This window comes from Porcibacter vitabionis (assembly GCF_046263795.1).
In the GTDB taxonomy this organism is placed as follows: domain Bacteria; phylum Bacillota; class Clostridia; order Lachnospirales; family Lachnospiraceae; genus Lachnocurva.
In genome coordinates this window covers 151,670-169,442 of sequence record NZ_JBJYZD010000002.1, presented here as the reverse complement: position 1 = coordinate 169,442, position 17,773 = coordinate 151,670, and the positions used below count along the sequence as shown (strand labels likewise).

Here is a 17,773-nt window from a genome sequence, read left to right as displayed (position 1 = left end):
ATTTCAGATTATGATTTGAAGTATTCAAAAGCCATATTTCCAACCCAGACGGTGTCACCTTCTTCGCAGCCCTGATCTTCCAGCATTTTATTGATGCCATTCTCATGCAGGAATTTCTGGAAAAAGATAAAGCCTTTCTCCGAATCCAGATTCGTATAACCAAGCATCTTGTCGATCTTTGTTCCTTCTACGACAAAACTGTTATCCGGCTTCCGATAAACCGAAAGACTTCCTTCGGACAGATCTGCATGATCCGGATCCACTTCCGATGCATAGACCATGGGCTCTCTCGGGAACTGATCCAGCTCCTTTTTCATTGCAAAGAGAAGTTCTTTCAAGCCCCGGCCGCTGACTGCGGAAATCGCAAAGACCGGATAGCCTTCTTCCTTAAATGCTTCCTTTACTTTTTCTATGACCTCATCTTTCTGATCCGGAATCAGATCCATTTTATTCAAGGCAATGATCTGTGGTTTTTTTAAGAGATCACCGTCATACTTACCCAGTTCTTCATTAATGGCCTTGATATCTGCGATCGGATCCCTTCCCTCGGCAGAAGCTCCATCCACCAGATGAACCAGGATCTTGGTTCTCTGGATATGCTTCAGAAACTCGTGGCCCAGACCGATTCCATCTGCAGCGCCTTCGATCAGTCCCGGAATATCTGCAATGACGAATTCCGGAATATTAGGATAATTCACTACACCAAGAATGGGATTCAGTGTTGTGAAGTGGTAATTTGCGATCTTCGGCTGCGCATTGGTCACATGAGAAAGAAATGTGGATTTGCCGACATTGGGAAATCCGATCAGGCCGACATCTGCAATCACCTTTAATTCGAAGATCACTTCGATGGAACGGGCAGGTCCGCCCGGCTTGGCATACTTCGGAGCCTGCATGGTCGAAGTAGCGAAATGCTGGTTTCCAAGACCACCGACACCTCCGGTCAAAATCGTATATCTCTTCCGATCGCCGGACATATCCATAATGACTTTCCCGGTCTCTGCCTCACGAATGACAGTACCCTCCGGTACTTTCAGGATCAGATCCTGTCCCTTTTTCCCGTGGCAGTTTTTCTTACCGCCTTCTTCTCCATTCTGAGCAGACAATTTATGCACATGGCGATAATCGCTTAAGGTATTTAAGGCGGTGTCTGTTACAATAATGACATCTCCGCCCTTTCCGCCGTCACCGCCATCCGGACCGCCGTCCGGTACATATTTCTCTCGGCGGAAAGAAACATGGCCATTACCGCCCTTTCCGGAACAGAGAATGACCCTGGCTTTATCAGCAAACATAGATATCCTTTCTAAACTCCTCTGAGATCTCGAAAAAAAGCCCGACTGATCCATGATCAGCCGGGCCCATTCAGAAAACCAGTATTAGTTCTCAGAAGCTGCAGGGTATACAGAAGCAACCTTCTTATCCTTACCCTTACGCTCGAAACGAAGAATACCATCGCTGGTTGCAAAAAGGGTATCATCTCCACCCTTCATGACATTCTGACCCGGATGAATCCTGGTTCCGCGCTGACGATAAATGATATTGCCGGCCTTTACGAACTGACCGTCTGCTCTCTTGGCACCAAGACGCTTGGACTCAGAATCACGTCCGTTCTTGGTGGAACCCATTCCCTTCTTATGAGCGAAAAACTGAAGGTTTAAATTCAACATTGTTCTACCTCCTGAATCGTAAGATTCAAATAACGTTTGCCATAATTGTCTTCGATCGATTGCAAGCCTAAAATCATGGACTCTATTAAAATAACTCCCTCATGCGATAGATCCCGGTCGAAAGTCACCCGGATATAACCGCCTTCCGGATCATTTTCATTCTGAAAAGAATCTTTACTAATGACTTCCAGACTGTTGATCGTGTTAATTACAAGAACGCTGACTGCGGCACAGACAATGTCTCTGCCGAAACTGTCAAACAAAGCATGCCCCTCGCAGCAGATGCCCTTATATTTTCCATGACTTTTATCGACTCTTACTCGGATCATTTCTTCACACGGATCAAGCGTTGATCTTCTCGATCTTCACCTGAGTGAAAGCCTGTCTGTGACCGTTCTTCTTATGATAGCCGGTCTTTGGCTTATACTTGTAAACGATGACCTTCTTGGCCTTACCGTTACGAAGTACAGAACCTTCTACAGTGGCACCGGAAACAACCGGATTGCCGACCTTCATCTCATCTCCGCCGACAAGAAGAACCTGGTCGAAATTGACCTTCTGACCTTCTTCAACATTCAGCTTCTCAACGTTAATGATATCACCTTCAGAAACCTTGTACTGCTTGCCACCAGTCTGAATCACTGCGTACATTGTGGCACCTCCTAAATTCTTTCTCGCTGGATATGGCGCTGTCCGTTATGGGCAGACTTCTAACCTCTCCAAGCGGCATACTCCAGTATATTATCATGTAAATTCAATAAAGTCAACTGACTTATCCGGATCTGTTAGTAAAAGGTCTGCCAGGCCACTAAAGCAATGATTGAAATCAAGAACATGACCACACCGGGATTCACATAGACCGTTCGAAAAATCTGTCCCTTGGGAAGCTCCCTTTCCTGTAAGCTGAAGCGAAGGGAAGCAGCTTCCTTTAAAAGGACCACAAAGCCCAGGACCGCCAGTCCATAATAAGTGATCATATAAATCCAAAAAGCCGAAGGAAGTTCTGTCATTTCTTTTGTTGAAAGGCTGTCCAGACCGCCCAGGAGAAATGGAACCAAAACACCGCTGAGGAAATTCACTGCCATGTGTATCGAGATCGAATAAGATAATCTTCCGGTCTTCTCATAGATGGTTCCAAACACCAGGCCCAGCCCAAAGGCGTAGAAGATCTGGTTGAAATTTCCATGAAAGAGGCCAAAGGCAAGAGCGGAAAAGAAAATTGCCGTCTTCTCTCCATAGCATCTCGTCCGATCGATCAGGATCTTTCGAAAAATCACTTCTTCAAGGATCGGGGCAAGGATCACAAGAAAGAGAATTCTGACCCAGACCGGGCCGATCGATGACATCGTCATAACGATCGGGGGCTTCTCATGAATTCCAAAAGGCAAGGTCACAAGGTGAAGGACCAGCTGACCGACCAGTGCGCCTAAGACCAGAACAAAGGCAGTAATAGGTATGGCAGCTAAGAACTTTCCAAATCCAAGTGATCTTTTATCCGGTGCTTCTGCTTTTTCCTTTCGGATCAATAGAAGTCCGGCGGGAAAACCGATCAAATATTCCGGCAGCATGGATAAAAACCATGAAGACAGCTCCTTATTCAAAAGTGCCGGTGCAATTTTCTTACAAACAGTTCCGACAAGAAGCTGTGCCAGAACCGTGACCGTGATCATAAGAAAGAGGCCAAGGCCGATCCGGGAAAATGTCTTTCGAACCTTTTTCAAGTCATACGGATAGGATTCCATTGTCGGTTTCGCCAATCGGACTTTTCGATCTTCCATAACCAGTGGTGTCACAGCAAAGAAGATCGCTGAGATCGTAAGGTTCAAAAGGAAGCATACGATCAGGCCCTCCATCAGATGATCATTGACCAATCCAAGGACAAGAACAACAAGATCCGGCATCATGCCAAAGTAAATAAAAACGATCTGCACCAGCTGCCTTACAGTCTTGTCAATCGACCGGGGAATCGAAGCGTCCAGGAAAGTACTGACCAAGGTGGCATAGAGATCGGTCGACAGCAGAAGTCCCATCCCGATGAGAAGCAGTAAAGGATCGGGCCAAAAGAGGATCCCAATCAAGATCATAGCCGGCAAAAGGTCCAGAAAACTGTCCACTGTTCCGGCCAGAAGGGAGAAAAAGAGCTTTTTCCACGGACTTTCCGGAATCAGCTGATAGAAAGCCATCCTGGTATCTTGGCCCAGAGGATTGCCGAGAGACCGCCAGAAAACCAGAAGTGTCAGGATCAGAAGGGCAGCTATGGTCCCATTCCGATTCCATTGTGCATGGATCAGATAGCCTCCGATACCAGCCGCCGCCAGATAGGTCAGGCTGGTTTTGGTTATGATGCCATGTCCTCTGCCCTGAAATCTTAAATACATCTCCTTAAAGAAGAAGACGGAGGCACCAAAGCCGTGTCGGATACCCTTTCTCTCGCGATCCGCTTTGGAACGCTTCTGCTTCCTCTTCACGGAAAGCCCATCTCTGGATTCCTGTATTTTTTCCATCTTTTCTGCCAGCTGATCCGTCTTTTCCATGGCAGATTCGTAGAAATCCGCCTTCATATGATAGATCAAAACAAGGAATCCTGCCGTAGCAAGGATGGAAAGCAAGACGAAAAGCGAAGCCATCCGAATATTTCCTGTCATGCTGGAAAGCATTGCACCCTTCAGCCAGCCGTAGATCGGGAACCAGTTACTTCCTCTGCCATTCAGGATCTGATCAAAGGATGCAGCAACAGAGATTCCCTTTCTCTTGGAAGAAAGACAGACCAGCCCCGCAAGAACAACTGCCAGCGCAAGTATCCCGGGTCGAAGGTTTCGTTTTACAATTGGTCTATCTTCTGTAAATAAATAGAGGGCGACCTGCAGAAGCTTTGCCAAAGTAAAAACCAGGATCCAGGAAAGAATAAAAAGAGAGCTTCCGATCACACCGGCTTTCACTATTGGTAGGGTCGGAAGAATGAAAAAAGCCAGATAGATCACGAAGAATACCGATAAACCCATACGGGCAAAGAGCCTGAAGATCAGAACCGACTGGGGCTTAAGAGGGGAAGAAAATAAGAGACTGACATCCGCAGGAAGAAAAATGGTTACGCCGTCCACCTGAAAAATGTAATAGATAATAATAACAAGAATCGCTGCAGACATAGCGAGACGGACAAGCTCTGCCTTTTCCATTCCTGCAGCATCCATAACATGTTCGAAAGCATCGCTTGGTTTCTGATTCTGTTTCTGATCAGTTTCTTCCGAAACAGTCTCCTCTGTCACTTCCTGATTTTGTAATTTATCAGCAGCCGTTCCGCCAAGGAAGCCGATCGCTCCGCCCAAAATGGCGCAAACCAGAATAAAGAGAATGACCCAGCTTCGAAACAGTCTCCGAATCTGATTGATCAGGGTATGAAGGGCATAGTAACCGAATAGTCTCATTGGTCACCGCCTTCCGTGATCTCAAAGAAGAGCTGCTCCAGACTCTCTCCGTTCTGATCCAGTGCTTTTTTTGTCATATCTGCGGAAAGATGGCCTTCCTTCATGATAAGGACCCGGTCCCAAAGCATGTCCACACTGTCAATGATATGGGTGCTGACCACAACAGTCTTTCCCGCCTGCCTTAACTCTTCAATGATCTCCTTTAACTTCCGGATTGCATGCGGGTCCAGACCGATCATTGGTTCATCCATTAAAATAAGGTCCGGATCCGGAAGAAGCCCCAGGCAGAGATTTAATTTCTGCTGCATTCCTTTCGAAAGCTCATCGCCGAACTTCGTGCTCTTGTCAGAGAGTTCAAAATCCGAGAGAAGCTGATTTGACCTGTCCTCATAATCTTTCAGCCGATAGGCTCTGGCCAGAAACTCCATATGCTCTTTGACGGTCAGATTCGGATAGAGTGCCGGCATCTCCGGAACATAACCCATCCTGGCTCTTGCCTCAGAAGTCTTATTCAAGACTCCGTCAAGGGTGATTTCCCCCGTGTATTTTAAGAATCCGATGATCGACTTAAATAAAGTCGACTTTCCCGCACCGTTTGGACCGAGAAGAACCGTTACGGTCCCCGGTTCCAGAGAAAAACTGACATCATTTACGGCAATCGTTTTCCGATACTTCTTGGTCAAGTGATCGACAGTCAGCATAGTGTCCTCCCCTTAGAAGCAAATTGTTTAATATCTAAAAATCTAAAACCAGTTTGCCAAAAACACTTAAAAATTGCAATCAAATTTTCAGTTGATCCCGTAAGGTCCTCTCCCTCTTTTCCCGGGTTACTTCCAGAAGTCCGAGGGCTGTGATCCCGTAAACCCGGACCGGAAGCGGATCCTTTTCTGCTAAGTCCTTCGAAATGTCAACCAGGGCCTGTCTTTCCTCTTCGGTCTTCATTTTCACCAAATCGATCAGGATAATGCCGGACAGGTTCCGAAGGCGGATCTGCCGAAAGGCTTCAAACAGGGCCTCCCGGTTCAGGTCAAAGGGGGCCTCATGAAGAGCCTTGGCGCTGTTCACATCGATCACATAGCAGGCCTCCGTTTTCTCCAGAACCAGATTCCCGCCACATTTTAAATAGACCAATCTCTGACTGGCCTCCTCCAGCCGTTTCGTCAGAGAATAGAGCTTGGCCAGGGAAAAATCATCCTGATAATAATCGATTCGATCCAGAAGATCCGGCCGATGACTCTCTATCGCCTTTTCCTTCAGGATCTCATTGACTTCGCAAAGGTCGGTCCTTATATAATCATAGGAATCTTCTTCATGAAGAAAACTTTCGATATAATGCGGCTCGGCTTCTTCCAAAAGTACCGGCCCTGCCATAGACATGCCCCGCATTTCCAGAGACCGGACCCGGTCCAAAAGCCTTCGCATCTCCGGCAAAAGGACATTCGCAGAAACTCCCTTCGCATTCGTCCGAAGTGTGATCGAACCGTCCCAGTCCCCTGGATCCAACTCGGTCAGGCAGAGCTCTTCCACTTCTTTCTTTTGATCTTTCCGGATCGCTTTGGCAAAATGCAGACCCTTCCGACCGAATTCATAGATCAAATGACTGCTTTTGACCGTAAAGCGGCTGGTCAGGACAGCCTCCTTGGTCCGAACCGCTTCCTTATCGACAGAAACCAAAAGGCTGTCTCCCTGGGACAGGCCCTGACCCTTGCAGAAGTCCTTTCCGGACCTTTTATCCGTATAGAAAAGCGGCATGCCCTGACGTATGGGAAGATAAGCCATCCCCTCGCCCAGGTTCAAAAAAGCAGCCGCCGGAGACGAAAGGACTCTTTCGATCCGGCCGCTATAGAGACTTCCCATTTTCATATGGGATTCTCTCGGTTCAGCATGGATCAACAGGGTCTTTTTCTCCCCATCCAAAAGGAATTCACAAAGAAAACTTTCTTCTCTTACCGGCATTTCCGTAATGATCAAAAGTCGGCTGTTTTTGGGTATGTCTTTTTTCGAAAAGGGCTTTATCATGGTCATTCTTCCTTTGCTCTCTCATCCAGATCATGCTGGAGGAGGTCCAGATAGGGGACGAGGAGGATACCGCGGGATTCAAAAAAATAATCATCCTTCAATTCCTCGATTCGAAAACTCTTTCTGCCATTTTTCTCCATGCCCCTCTTCCAGAAATATAAGGCCTCCCGATAGGTCAGATAATAATATTTCTGATACTTGGTATAGTAAAGCAGAAAAAATGCAATGCCGTTCTGCCCTTCGAAATCGCCCATGAACTTCATCTGGTGTTCATGAATATTATGGAGCGGAAAACTATCCGTCGTACACTCCTTGGCATCGAAGCAGACCGGTATGCCCTGAACTACACCGATATAATCCACGGTACTCTTTTTATCAAAGTAAGCCAGGGTAATATGCCTGGACTCCTTGTCAATGTCGATCGGTGTGATCGGTGTCGGTATCTTCTGAATCAGGGCCAGATGATTTTCCAGATAGATCTCGTTGGTCCGATTGATAAAATCTTCTAAAGTTGAACCCCGGAGTCCCCGGGAATTCCAGGTTCCCATATTCTATCTCCCAATGAAAAACCGGATGAATGGATCGAATCATATTAACAGGCTGCGGCGGATCACAGACCAAACCCGGAAAAGCTCTCCGGATCCGGGCATTCGATCCGGACTCCGTTTGGCAAAGTCAAAGCCGCCGCATGGAGGAGCTGCGAAGGATGCTTTTCTAAGACAATTCCGCCGTACTTTTTGTCATTTACAATGGGACAAGCCAGAGCCGAAAGGCTGCTTCGGATCTGATGGGATCTTCCGGTATGTAAAACAACTTCAAGAAGAGAATAGTTTCCCTTCCTCTTCAAAAGAAAAACCTCTTCTTCCATATAGAGACCTTTTTCTATCTCATGATCGAAATAGGAAACGATATTTCGTTTCGGGTCCTTCAAGAGCCATCCCCTGACAAGCTTTCTCTCTCGAAAGAGACTGCTGTCGCCGCTGACGATGCAGTGATAGGTCTTCTGTCCCTCATGAGATCTGACCAGATCAGCTCCCAAATGAAGACCACGGATCGTTTTTCCGAATAAAAGGATGCCGGAAGTGTTCCGATCCAGGCGGTTGATGACCGAAGGTCGAAAATTTTTTAAATCTTCTTCTGTCAGCCTGCACTGATCCAGACAATAACGGATCAGATATTCGTTCATGGAATCTTCTCTTTTGTCACTCTTTTGAGACAGGATCCCGGCCGGTTTATTTACCGCAAGGAGATCCGCGTCTTCGTAGAGGATCTGCAAAGGAAACGGTGCCCTGGGGTAGAAGTGATTTGCAGAAGCAGAGTGCCTTTGGACCGGATCCGAGCCGGCCATCTTAGAAAAGGTCTCGTCCGAGAAGAAAACGCGGACCACGTCACCGGACTTCAGGATCTCATTTCCACTGGCCTTCTTCCCATTCAAAGTAATATTTTTCTTTCGAAGCATTTTGTAGAGAAAGGAAGAACCTGCATTTTTTAAAATACGCTCCAGAAAGCGGATCAATTTCTGGTCTTGATTGAAGGCGCTGACTTTCAATTCTTTCATTGAACCACCTCAAGATCCATAAAATCACGGATCACACTGGAAGCCAGTTTTTTCTTCTCGGAAAGCGCATTTCGAGAAACCGGATCATCTACTGCAATGACCCGCATACCGGCATTGAGCCCGGCCTGAATGCCCTGAAGGACATCCTCAAAGACCGTGCATTCCATGGGATCCCGGCCAAGTTTTCCTGCGCAGGCCAGATAGACATCCGGTGCCGGTTTCCCGTTCCTGACCTGATCGGCTGAAATCACAGCGTCCATATAATGATCCAGACCGGTTGCTTCAAAACAAGCACGAACCAGTTCCATGGAATTGGAAGTGGCAAGTCCCATTGGGATCCCTTCCTGCTTCAGACAGTTTAAAAAATCCAAAGCTCCGGCTTTTAAGGGAATCTTGGTGCGGTACTCCTCTCTTGCCATATCATTCCAGATGGCCATCAATTCCTCCGGTGTGTCCTTTAGATGAAAGTTCTCCCGAAAATAAATGGCGGTCTCGTACATACTCATGCCGGCAATGGAAAGCTGAAGATCTTTGGGCAAAGGGAGATTTCGTTCTGCCATAAAGATTCGATCGATATCGCCCCACATTCCCATGGAATCCACCAGAGTTCCATCCAGGTCAAAGAGAACGGCCTGATTTCTTTTATCACTTAATGAAAATTTCATTGAACTGTCCCTTATTTCAAAAAAACACCCGGCATAGGCTGCCGGGTGCAGGATTTCATAAATGTATCAATTTTTATTCTTATGCTGAAAATATTCCTCCGGCAAAACATCGATCGATGGACCATCTTCCCCTGCGGAAGCCGAATCGTAGGTATTTGTAAGGCCTGGTGCAGTCTGCACGGAATCTGCATTGCCTGAAGCATTTGCCGGATCCTGTGGATTCATCTCTTCTGCTTTTCCGGCAGACGAGCCTTCTGTCTGGTCTGCAGCCGCTGCAGTTTCTTCCGGAGGCAAAAGTTCCTGCCTGTTTTCTATCACCTGATTCAGAACATCCTGCAGCTTATCGATGAAATTCTGATTCCGCATTCTGGCAAGGTCCAGAGAATTGCCGATGACCGTCTGAACTCCGCTTAAAAGCTCATCCGTATATGCAATCGCGGAGGATTTGATCTCATTGGATTCCATCGTTGCCTTATCCAGCATATCCTGAGCATTCTTTGTTGCGATCATTACGACCTGATTGGCCTGCGCATAGGCCTGCTGCATGATCTGATGCTCGCTGACCAGCTCATCGGTCTTCACCTGAGCCTGTTCGATAATTTGCTGAGCCTTCTTTCTGGCATCGGCAATGATTGCATCTTTATTATTGATAATCTTCTGATATCTGCGGATCTCATCCGGCGTTGCCGCCTTCAATTCCTCCAGATAGCCTTCCAGTTCATCCTTATTCAGAGTGATCTTATTCGAGGAAAATGCAGAAACCTTACCCTTTTCTTCAATAAATTGCTCCATTGCCTCAATAATCTGTTCAATATCACTGGCCATTAGAATGACTCCTTCTTTTTGATGCTGTATTTTTCCATAACCTTCGGAATAATGGAAGCGGGAACAAATTTTGATATATCTCCCCCATACGAAGCAAACTCCCTGACAATGGTGGAGCTGAGATAAGAATAATGGAGATCCGTCGTCAGAAAGATTGTCTCAAGTTCCGGATACTGGATCTTATTGGACTGAGCGATCTGAAGCTCATACTCAAAATCCGTAACGGCGCGAAGGCCACGAATAACACATGTCGCATGGATCTTCCGCGCAAATTCTACCATCAGCCCATCAAAAGATGTGACTTCAACATTGGGCAGTTCCTGCGTCAATTCTTTAATCATACTAACACGTTCATCTACGGAAAACAACGCGTTTTTTTGACTGTTGTTGAGTATACCGACGATCAATTCATCGAATAATTTGGCGGATCGATTGATGATATCCAGATGTCCGAAAGTGACCGGGTCAAAGCTTCCCGGATATAATGCGATCTTCATAATTTTCTATGAGCAAAGCTCATACCTCCAGATGCAGGCGTTTGATTCCTCCTGCCCGATTAGTCATAAAATGATTCATTCAACAGTTTTTCCTGATTGACAGGATAAAAAGACATGCTGGTTGGTCTTGTATTTTTTGATCCTTTCGATCGTAAATCCGAGCTCCTCCGCAAAACGAAAGTCCCGATGCAGATCCGCTTCGATAATGATCAGCGACTCCGAATCGATCAATTCACTTTCTGCCAATGCCGAAAGGATTTCTCCTTCCTTTTCATCCCGATAAGGCGGATCTAAAAAGACCAAATCAAAATGTTGTTTGGGCATGGTTCTTATGGCAGATAAGGCATCCTGTCCGATCAAATCCGTTTCTTCCTCTATGCCAAGCCTTTCAATATTCTTTCTGATACAATCCTGTGCATCTCGGCTCGAATCAACCAGGCAGGCATATCTTGCCCCGCGGCTGATGGCTTCAATTGCCATCTGTCCGGATCCGGCAAAAAGATCGAGAAAGGAAGCCCCCGGCAGACGATTGCTAAGAATATTAAACAGGGTTTCCTTGATCCGGTCTGTTGTCGGACGGGTATTCATGCCTTTCGGTGTATCAAGAAGCCGCGACCGGTATTTTCCTGCAATCACACGCATATAGAAACTTCCTTAATGATAGAAACTGCCATGGAAAGCGCCATCCGGCTTGCCTGGAAGCGGACCAGATTCCTTGTGCCATGGAAATGGTAGCGTCGAACCAAAGTTTTACTCCGATAGGAAACCGCAAGATATACAATTCCCTGCGGAATATCGCCATCCGGTCCGGGGCCTGCCACTCCGGTCGAGGCAATGCCAAGGTCTACACCATAGGTCTTTCGAAGGCCCTCTGCCATGGCTTTGGCTGTCTCATAGGAAACCACACCATGATCCTGAATAATAGAAGGATCCAGATGCAGAATCTGATCCTTTGTTTCCTCGGAATAGGTCACAAAAGACTCCGTCAGGATATCGGAAGCACCCGGAACAGAAACAATCGAGCTTACGATCATTCCGCCGGTACAGGATTCCGCTGTGGCCACAGTCTCTGTTCTTTTTTTTAAAATATGGACCAGTTCTTTTTCAAATAACATTAATTCTGCTCTTTCAGAACATCCTTATTCTTTACCAGATAGTCGATCAGAGAAACGACGGTAAGTATGGTTGCCAGGCAGATCAGGATATTGGCAAAAATAACAGCTGCCTGTCCCTTGAATAAAGGCATGATAATGAGCCAGATCACCATGGCCATCTGAGACACGGTCTTGGACTTTCCCCACATGGAAGCCGCAATGACGATTCCATTGTCAGCTGCGATCAGGCGGAAACCGGAAATAATAAACTCACGAGCCACAATAATAATGACAGCGACGGTCGGAAGCTGACCCAGGGAAAGAAGACAGATCATAGCAGAGCAGACCAGAAGCTTATCCGCCAAGGGATCCATAAACTTACCGAAATTTGTCACAAGGCCATATTTCCGTGCAATTTTACCGTCCAGCATATCCGTAAAGGAAGCCGCACAGAAAAGGACTTCGGCAATGATACGGAAGGATGCTTCATTGGGCTTAAAAAGCAAAAAGAAGATGAAAAACGGAATCATAATAACGCGTAAGATCGTCAGCTTATTCGGTAAATTCATTATTCAATTCTCCTACTAAATCATAATCATTGACTGCTGTGATGCGGACCGGGAGGATGTCACCGCTGATCAGTTCTCTCTCACAGGGGAAAAAGACCAGGCCGTCTACTGAGGGGGCATCCCGATAGGTTCGACCGACATAGACGCCCTGATCGGACATAAAGCCTTCCACCATGACAGGGAAAGTCTTCCCGATCAATGTCCGGTTCTTTCGGAAAACCAGGCCCTGCTGCGTCGACATGATTTCATCTCTCCAGCGGTTCTTGACTTTCTCCTCATGCTGGTTGGGATAAGAATAGGACGGCGTTCCCTTCTCTCTGGAATAAGGGAAACAACCGACCCGATCCAGATCCATTTCCTTTAAGAAATCAATCATTTCCTTATGCATGGACTCTGTTTCACCGGGAAAGCCGGAAATCAATGAGGTTCGGATCGCAATGTCCGGCATGGCGGCCCGAAGCTTTTCGATGGTCACTTTGATATCCTTCTGGCTGGTTTTTCTTCCCATCCGCCCCAGAATCCAATCCGAAGCATGCTGGATCGGCATATCAATATAATGGCATACCTTGGAATTCCTGGCCATGGCCTGAATCAAGGCATCGTCAATAGATTCCGGATAGCAGTACAAAAGGCGGATCCACCGAAGACCCGGAATTTCATTCAAACGATCCAGAAGCTCAGGCAATTTCTTCTCTCCATAGAGATCCGTCCCGTAAAGAGTCGTCTCCTGAGCGACCAATATCAGTTCCCTGATGCCCCGATCCGCCATATCTCTGGCTTCTTTCAGGAGCTGTTCCATGGGGACGGAACGATAGGGACCCCGTAAGGATGGAATAATACAATAAGTACAATGCTTGTCGCAGCCTTCGGCAATTTTTAAATAGTCAAAGACTCCACCTGTCGTATTGATCCGTCCCTCGGATTCATCCGGAAGGCCGGTCAAAGGCTTGATGATCGACAGATTTTTCTCTTTTCCGAGTTTAGTAACGGCTTCTACGATGGAATCATAGGAATTGGTACCAATGATCCCGTCGACTTCCGGCAGATCCTTTTGGATCTCCTCGGCATAGCGCTCACTCATGCAGCCTGCGACCAGAAGTCCTTTCAGATGGCCCTCTGTCTTATATTTTGCAAGATCAAGGATCGTATCAATGCTTTCCTGCAAAGCAGATTCGATAAAGCAGCAGGTATTGACAATGACAACATCGGCATCGGATTCATCCGCTACCAGTTCCATACCGGCCTTCTGAAGTCGATAGAGCATGTGCTCGGAATCCGACAGATTCTTGTCACAGCCCAGGGAAACAAAAGCTACCTTCATTCCTGGCTTTCTCCATCGGAAGCTGCCGTTTCAGTAGTTTCAGGATCAGAAGGATTTGTCTCGGCAACTGCTTCTGAAGAGCTATCGCTTGCATCATCAGGGATCTCGATCTCTTCTATTGTCTCTTCTTTTGTCTCTTCATAAGCTTCTTTGATCTTTTCTTCGGTCATAAGCTTTTCTTCTGGTGTCTGGATCTTCAGTAATCCTTTGTCCATTTCCTCGACTGCGATGGAAAGCGGCTTCCTCTTTTCATTTGACTTCACATCAATTAAAGGTTCATCGCCATCGATCAGCTGACGGGCACGTTTTGCTGTTGCGCAAACGATACTGTAACGTGAGTTTACAACCGGCTCGTCACCGATCTCACTGTTTTCATTCATTTTCTTCATCAGCTCAAGATAAGACGGATGTATCATGCTTCATTTTCTCCTTTCGAAAAGACGGCCAGTTCTTTTTGGATCTCATCTATGAAATCCGTGGAACGCATGGCTCTTAAGTGCTCTGCCTGGATCAGACTATGTACGGATCGTACGGCCCGGTCCAGATCATCATTAACAATAATATAATCATACTGCTCCATGAGCAGTGATTCACGTGATGCTATCGCAAGTCTCTGTGCAACGACTTCCGGCTCCTCTGTTCCCCGGCCTTCCAGGCGTTCTTTTAAGACCGCAGCGGTTGGTGGTGTGACGAACAAAAGAAGGGCCTGAGGGAAAATCTTTCGGATCTGAAGGGCCCCCTGGACTTCAATTTCCAGAATAACATCTTTCCCTTCGGACAAAAGCTGGTCTACATAAGCTTTTGGAGTTCCATAATAATTCTGATTGAAGGAAGCATATTCCAAGAGTTCATGTTCCCGAATCATCTGTTCGAACTCCTCCCGGGATTTGAAGAAATATTCTCTTCCTTCCTCTTCTCCCTGCCTCTTCTGTCGGGTTGTCGCAGAAACAGACAGAAAATACTTTCCCGGATAGTCCGAGAGAAGGTGCTTCATGATCGTGCCTTTTCCCGCTCCGGAGAAGCCCGAAAGTACAATTACCATTCCTGTTTTTTCAGCCATCGTTCTCCAGCTCCTTTACTTCCTTACTATCTCCATTCAAGCGGCCGGCTATCGTATCCGGATTCAAAGCGGATAAAAGAACCGCCCCGTTTTCCATCACAAGAACTCCTCTGGTCTTTCGTCCCTGAGAAGCATCGATCAGTTGTCCGCTTTCCTTTGCTGTCTGCATCAGCCGTTTGGCCGGTGCAGAATCCGGCGTCACCATGCAGAGGATCTTATCCGAGGAAACCATGTTTCCAAAACCGATATTAATAAATTTCATGCCGGGCTTCCTCTTATTCGATATTTTGAACTTGTTCACGGATTTTCTCAACCAAAGTTTTCATCTCAATACCGAGATCTGCCGTAAGAACATCCGTAGACTTGGAAAGGATCGTATTACTTTCCCGATTCATTTCCTGAACCAGAAAGTCCAGTTTTCTTCCAACCGGCTCACTCGATCTAAGGTCCTTTCGTAAGGCGGCAACATGGCTCTTTAATCGAACCATCTCTTCATCGATGCAGATCTTATCTGCATAAATTGTAACCTCAGAAGCGATCCGACTGTCATCGAGGTCTACATTTTCTCCTTGGAGTACTTCCTTCACCTTATCATAAAGGCGGATCCTGTAGTTTTCGATCAGTTCCGGTGCCCTCTCTTCCAATTGGCCCACAAGGAATGCCATGCGGTCAGCTTTCTCGGAAAGGTCTTTTGCCAAACGGTCTCCTTCGGCTTTTCTGGAACTGTGGAAATTTTCCAGTGCTTCTTCAATGACCGGGCGGATCTCTTCCCAAAGCCTGTCCTGATCCTCCTCGGTATCTGCCGGCAGAACAAGACCCGGCATGGTGAGAAGGCGGGAAGTCGTAAGATCGTTCCTAAGACCTAATTCCTCTGCCATCTCTTCTGCTGCTTTCCGGTAAAAGGAGGCCATGCCCCGGTCCCAGACCAGGTCAGCATCTCCTGTTTCGCTTCTTTTGATCCGAATCATAAGATCCGTCTTCCCACGGGAAACGGAATGCCCTACCAGGTTACGAATTGCCGGTTCCAGAGAATTGAATGCATCCGGAAGCCGGGTCGATAATTCAAGATAACGATGATTGACGGATTTTATCTCAACTAAGATCTGCTTCTGTCCGATCAAACGGGAGGAGCGGCCATAGCCTGTCATACTTTCCAAAGGGACTGCCTGCCTTTCGAAGCTTACATTAGAAAATTACAGAGGTAATTGCTAAAGACCATAAACAAACCTTATTATATGTTTTTTAGATAAGCCAGTCAAACCAAATCTGTGTTATGATGAACAATGAAACGATTCAAAAAAAGAAAACAGGAGACACCATGGCTTTTGACGGTTTTACAGTACATGCACTGACAGACGAATTATCCGAACTTTTGACGGACCGGCGGATTTCAAAAATTGCCCAGCCGGAACCGGAGGAGATCCTCTTTACCATAAAGATGCCACACGGCACTCAGCGGCTTTTGATTTCAGCCAATGCCAGTCTGCCCCTGATCTATCTTACATCCGAAAATAAAACAGCTCCGGCTCTTGCACCTAATTTCTGCATGGTTTTACGGAAGCATATCGCCAATGGCCGGATCAAGAAGATCGAACAGATCGGTTTAGAGCGAGTCATCCGTTTCACCATCGAACATTTGGATGAACTGGGGGATAGCCGGGAAAAATATCTCTACGTTGAGATCATGGGCAAGCACAGTAATATTATTTTCACAAATGAAGAGAATGTGATCATCGACAGTATCAAGCATATCTCCTTTCAGGTCAGTTCCGTACGGGAGGTCCTGCCCGGTAAGCAGTATTTCATCCCGACCCAGGAGGGAAGAAAAGATCCCCTGGAGGAAGATGAAAGCGGTTTCCAAAAGCTTGCAGAAGGGAAGGCTCTTCCCATCTATCAGGCCATTTATTCCTCCTATATCGGTTTCTCCCCTCTCATGGCAAATGAGCTCTGCTGCCGGGCCGGGCTGGATGGCGATCAGTCCACGGCCTCTCTGACCAAAGAGGATAGGGACAGATGTGCCCACGAATTCTCTTCCTTAATGAAGGATCTGAAAGAGAAAAACTATCATCCTGCCATCATCTATGACAAGGGAAGAGAAAAGCCCCTCGAATTCACCGTCCTGCCTCTGACCATCTATGCCGGAAGCGAAGTCAAAAACTTCCAGAGTGTTTCAGAAATGCTGGAAACCTATTATGCCGAGCGGAATATCTATACCAATATGCACCAGAAGTCTTCCGATCTTCGAAAGATCGTTCAGACTCTGATCCAGCGAAATGAGAAGAAGCTCTTTCTCCAAAAGAAGCAGCTCAAAGACACGGATAAGATGGACAAATATCGCCTCCGCGGTGAATTGCTTCAGGCATATGCCTATTCGATTCCGGAAGGAAGTAAGGAAGTTCTTCTCGACAACTGGTATGACGGAAGTAAGGTCAAAGTCAGTCTGGATCCCCAAAAGACTCCGATGGAAAATGCCAGCCGCCTCTTCGAAAAGTATCAGAAGCTGAAACGAACCCGGGAAGAGCTCTCTGTCTTCTGTAAAGAAACCGAGTCGACACTCCGCCATCTGGAATCCATCCGTGCAAATTTAGACCTCTGCGAAAACGAAGCAGATATTGCCGAGATCCGGTCCGAGATGGAAGATGCCGGTTTCGTCCATAAGAAATATGGAAAGAAAAAGAGCCGTCAGGTCAAATCTCTTCCTCTGCATTTTGTGACAAAGGATGGTTTCCATCTCTATGTCGGAAAGAATAATCACCAGAATGATGAATTGACCTTTCATTTTGCCACCGGGAATGACCTCTGGTTTCATGCCAAGAAAATGCCGGGAAGTCATGTCATACTGAAGACGGAAGGCCGCGAAGTTCCGGATCATGATTACGAAATCGCCGCAGCTCTGGCAGCTTTCTATTCTTCCGGCCGTGATAATGACAAGCTGGAAGTCGACTATCTCCGAAAAAAGAACGTAAAAAAGCCCAACGGCTCAGCCCCGGGCTTTGTAGTTTACTATACGAATTATTCCATGACTGTGAAACCTTCTGTCGCAGAAGTGGAGGAAGTAAAAGAGTCCTGA

General features: G+C 46.8%; 21 protein-coding genes. 1 reads left to right on the top strand and 20 read right to left on the bottom strand.

What is annotated here, in order from left to right; translation table 11 throughout:
* Window positions 1-8: 8 nt before the first annotated feature.
* From obgE to ACKX2L_RS02315, 20 genes are all read right to left on the bottom strand, one after another.
* Complete coding sequence (gene obgE, locus ACKX2L_RS02410) at window positions 9-1,295, bottom strand: GTPase ObgE (RefSeq protein WP_497550574.1); 1,287 nt, start codon at window positions 1,293-1,295, stop codon at window positions 9-11.
* A gap of 84 nt (window positions 1,296-1,379) precedes the next feature.
* The gene (rpmA, locus tag ACKX2L_RS02405; protein ID WP_497550575.1) at window positions 1,380-1,670 is read right to left on the bottom strand and encodes a 50S ribosomal protein L27; all 291 of its coding nucleotides are present in this window, start codon (window positions 1,668-1,670) and stop codon (window positions 1,380-1,382) included.
* Entirely contained in the window at window positions 1,664-1,999 is a 336-nt protein-coding gene (locus ACKX2L_RS02400; RefSeq protein ID WP_497550576.1) for a ribosomal-processing cysteine protease Prp, read from the bottom strand. Before ACKX2L_RS02400 ends, rpmA begins: the two co-directional genes overlap by 7 nt.
* Before the next feature lie 13 nt (window positions 2,000-2,012).
* Entirely contained in the window at window positions 2,013-2,321 is a 309-nt protein-coding gene (rplU, locus tag ACKX2L_RS02395; RefSeq protein ID WP_497550577.1) for a 50S ribosomal protein L21, read from the bottom strand.
* Window positions 2,322-2,455: 134 nt separating this feature from the next.
* Complete coding sequence (locus ACKX2L_RS02390) at window positions 2,456-5,095, bottom strand: putative ABC exporter domain-containing protein (RefSeq protein WP_497550578.1); 2,640 nt, start codon at window positions 5,093-5,095, stop codon at window positions 2,456-2,458.
* Window positions 5,092-5,796, bottom strand: coding sequence for an ABC transporter ATP-binding protein (locus tag ACKX2L_RS02385; protein ID WP_497550579.1), 705 nt, complete (start codon window positions 5,794-5,796; stop codon window positions 5,092-5,094). Before ACKX2L_RS02385 ends, ACKX2L_RS02390 begins: the two co-directional genes overlap by 4 nt.
* 79 nt (window positions 5,797-5,875) lie before the next feature.
* Window positions 5,876-7,114: a ribonuclease E/G gene (locus ACKX2L_RS02380; protein ID WP_497550580.1), complete on the bottom strand. Its 1,239-nt coding sequence runs from the start codon at window positions 7,112-7,114 to the stop codon at window positions 5,876-5,878.
* 2 nt (window positions 7,115-7,116) lie between these two features.
* Window positions 7,117-7,662 carry a Holliday junction resolvase RecU gene (locus ACKX2L_RS02375; protein ID WP_497550581.1) on the bottom strand — a complete coding sequence of 182 codons (546 nt, stop codon included), beginning with the start codon at window positions 7,660-7,662 and terminating at the stop codon, window positions 7,117-7,119.
* A 62-nt stretch (window positions 7,663-7,724) separates the two neighbouring features.
* Window positions 7,725-8,672, bottom strand: a complete 948-nt coding sequence (locus ACKX2L_RS02370; RefSeq protein ID WP_497550582.1) for an RluA family pseudouridine synthase — start codon at window positions 8,670-8,672, stop codon at window positions 7,725-7,727.
* A complete protein-coding gene (locus ACKX2L_RS02365) occupies window positions 8,669-9,337 on the bottom strand; it encodes an HAD family hydrolase (RefSeq protein ID WP_497550583.1) in 669 nt (222 codons plus the stop codon). The genes ACKX2L_RS02370 and ACKX2L_RS02365 overlap by 4 nt, the downstream gene beginning before the upstream one ends.
* A 66-nt stretch (window positions 9,338-9,403) precedes the next feature.
* Window positions 9,404-10,162 carry an ATPase gene (locus ACKX2L_RS02360; protein WP_497550584.1) on the bottom strand — a complete coding sequence of 253 codons (759 nt, stop codon included), beginning with the start codon at window positions 10,160-10,162 and terminating at the stop codon, window positions 9,404-9,406.
* Window positions 10,162-10,659: a pantetheine-phosphate adenylyltransferase gene (gene coaD / locus ACKX2L_RS02355; protein WP_497550585.1), complete on the bottom strand. Its 498-nt coding sequence runs from the start codon at window positions 10,657-10,659 to the stop codon at window positions 10,162-10,164. The genes ACKX2L_RS02360 and coaD overlap by 1 nt, the downstream gene beginning before the upstream one ends.
* 75 nt (window positions 10,660-10,734) lie before the next feature.
* Window positions 10,735-11,301, bottom strand: coding sequence for a 16S rRNA (guanine(966)-N(2))-methyltransferase RsmD (gene rsmD / locus ACKX2L_RS02350; protein ID WP_497550586.1), 567 nt, complete (start codon window positions 11,299-11,301; stop codon window positions 10,735-10,737).
* Entirely contained in the window at window positions 11,292-11,774 is a 483-nt protein-coding gene (locus tag ACKX2L_RS02345) for a CinA family protein (RefSeq protein WP_497550587.1), read from the bottom strand. Before ACKX2L_RS02345 ends, rsmD begins: the two co-directional genes overlap by 10 nt.
* Window positions 11,774-12,322 carry a CDP-diacylglycerol--glycerol-3-phosphate 3-phosphatidyltransferase gene (pgsA, locus tag ACKX2L_RS02340; protein WP_497550588.1) on the bottom strand — a complete coding sequence of 183 codons (549 nt, stop codon included), beginning with the start codon at window positions 12,320-12,322 and terminating at the stop codon, window positions 11,774-11,776. Before pgsA ends, ACKX2L_RS02345 begins: the two co-directional genes overlap by 1 nt.
* The gene (gene rimO / locus ACKX2L_RS02335; protein ID WP_497550589.1) at window positions 12,306-13,643 is read right to left on the bottom strand and encodes a 30S ribosomal protein S12 methylthiotransferase RimO; all 1,338 of its coding nucleotides are present in this window, start codon (window positions 13,641-13,643) and stop codon (window positions 12,306-12,308) included. The genes pgsA and rimO overlap by 17 nt, the downstream gene beginning before the upstream one ends.
* Entirely contained in the window at window positions 13,640-14,059 is a 420-nt protein-coding gene (rpoZ, locus tag ACKX2L_RS02330) for a DNA-directed RNA polymerase subunit omega (RefSeq protein WP_497550590.1), read from the bottom strand. The genes rimO and rpoZ overlap by 4 nt, the downstream gene beginning before the upstream one ends.
* Window positions 14,056-14,703: a guanylate kinase gene (gene gmk, locus ACKX2L_RS02325; protein ID WP_497550591.1), complete on the bottom strand. Its 648-nt coding sequence runs from the start codon at window positions 14,701-14,703 to the stop codon at window positions 14,056-14,058. The genes rpoZ and gmk overlap by 4 nt, the downstream gene beginning before the upstream one ends.
* Window positions 14,696-14,965, bottom strand: coding sequence for a DUF370 domain-containing protein (locus tag ACKX2L_RS02320; protein WP_497550592.1), 270 nt, complete (start codon window positions 14,963-14,965; stop codon window positions 14,696-14,698). The genes gmk and ACKX2L_RS02320 overlap by 8 nt, the downstream gene beginning before the upstream one ends.
* Before the next feature lie 13 nt (window positions 14,966-14,978).
* Window positions 14,979-15,851 carry a YicC/YloC family endoribonuclease gene (locus ACKX2L_RS02315; RefSeq protein ID WP_497550732.1) on the bottom strand — a complete coding sequence of 291 codons (873 nt, stop codon included), beginning with the start codon at window positions 15,849-15,851 and terminating at the stop codon, window positions 14,979-14,981.
* A gap of 170 nt (window positions 15,852-16,021) precedes the next feature.
* On the opposite strand from ACKX2L_RS02315, the gene ACKX2L_RS02310 reads away from it, so the two are divergent.
* Entirely contained in the window at window positions 16,022-17,773 is a 1,752-nt protein-coding gene (locus ACKX2L_RS02310) for an Rqc2 family fibronectin-binding protein (RefSeq protein WP_497550593.1), read from the top strand.

Excerpts from the sequence above, each read along its gene's own strand:
- obgE (WP_497550574.1), bottom strand. The coding sequence starts at position 1,295 with ATGTTTGCTGATAAAGCCAGGGTCATTCTCTGTTCCGGAAAGGGCGGT.
- rpmA (WP_497550575.1), bottom strand. The coding sequence starts at position 1,670 with ATGTTGAATTTAAACCTTCAGTTTTTCGCTCATAAGAAGGGAATGGGT.
- ACKX2L_RS02400 (WP_497550576.1), bottom strand. The coding sequence starts at position 1,999 with ATGATCCGAGTAAGAGTCGATAAAAGTCATGGAAAATATAAGGGCATC.
- rplU (WP_497550577.1), bottom strand. The coding sequence starts at position 2,321 with ATGTACGCAGTGATTCAGACTGGTGGCAAGCAGTACAAGGTTTCTGAA.
- ACKX2L_RS02390 (WP_497550578.1), bottom strand. The coding sequence starts at position 5,095 with ATGAGACTATTCGGTTACTATGCCCTTCATACCCTGATCAATCAGATT.
- ACKX2L_RS02385 (WP_497550579.1), bottom strand. The coding sequence starts at position 5,796 with ATGCTGACTGTCGATCACTTGACCAAGAAGTATCGGAAAACGATTGCC.
- ACKX2L_RS02380 (WP_497550580.1), bottom strand. The coding sequence starts at position 7,114 with ATGATAAAGCCCTTTTCGAAAAAAGACATACCCAAAAACAGCCGACTT.
- ACKX2L_RS02375 (WP_497550581.1), bottom strand. The coding sequence starts at position 7,662 with ATGGGAACCTGGAATTCCCGGGGACTCCGGGGTTCAACTTTAGAAGAT.
- ACKX2L_RS02370 (WP_497550582.1), bottom strand. The coding sequence starts at position 8,672 with ATGAAAGAATTGAAAGTCAGCGCCTTCAATCAAGACCAGAAATTGATC.
- ACKX2L_RS02365 (WP_497550583.1), bottom strand. The coding sequence starts at position 9,337 with ATGAAATTTTCATTAAGTGATAAAAGAAATCAGGCCGTTCTCTTTGAC.
- ACKX2L_RS02360 (WP_497550584.1), bottom strand. The coding sequence starts at position 10,162 with ATGGCCAGTGATATTGAACAGATTATTGAGGCAATGGAGCAATTTATT.
- coaD (WP_497550585.1), bottom strand. The coding sequence starts at position 10,659 with ATGAAGATCGCATTATATCCGGGAAGCTTTGACCCGGTCACTTTCGGA.
- rsmD (WP_497550586.1), bottom strand. The coding sequence starts at position 11,301 with ATGCGTGTGATTGCAGGAAAATACCGGTCGCGGCTTCTTGATACACCG.
- ACKX2L_RS02345 (WP_497550587.1), bottom strand. The coding sequence starts at position 11,774 with ATGTTATTTGAAAAAGAACTGGTCCATATTTTAAAAAAAAGAACAGAG.
- pgsA (WP_497550588.1), bottom strand. The coding sequence starts at position 12,322 with ATGAATTTACCGAATAAGCTGACGATCTTACGCGTTATTATGATTCCG.
- rimO (WP_497550589.1), bottom strand. The coding sequence starts at position 13,643 with ATGAAGGTAGCTTTTGTTTCCCTGGGCTGTGACAAGAATCTGTCGGAT.
- rpoZ (WP_497550590.1), bottom strand. The coding sequence starts at position 14,059 with ATGATACATCCGTCTTATCTTGAGCTGATGAAGAAAATGAATGAAAAC.
- gmk (WP_497550591.1), bottom strand. The coding sequence starts at position 14,703 with ATGGCTGAAAAAACAGGAATGGTAATTGTACTTTCGGGCTTCTCCGGA.
- ACKX2L_RS02320 (WP_497550592.1), bottom strand. The coding sequence starts at position 14,965 with ATGAAATTTATTAATATCGGTTTTGGAAACATGGTTTCCTCGGATAAG.
- ACKX2L_RS02315 (WP_497550732.1), bottom strand. The coding sequence starts at position 15,851 with ATGACAGGCTATGGCCGCTCCTCCCGTTTGATCGGACAGAAGCAGATC.
- ACKX2L_RS02310 (WP_497550593.1), top strand. The coding sequence starts at position 16,022 with ATGGCTTTTGACGGTTTTACAGTACATGCACTGACAGACGAATTATCC.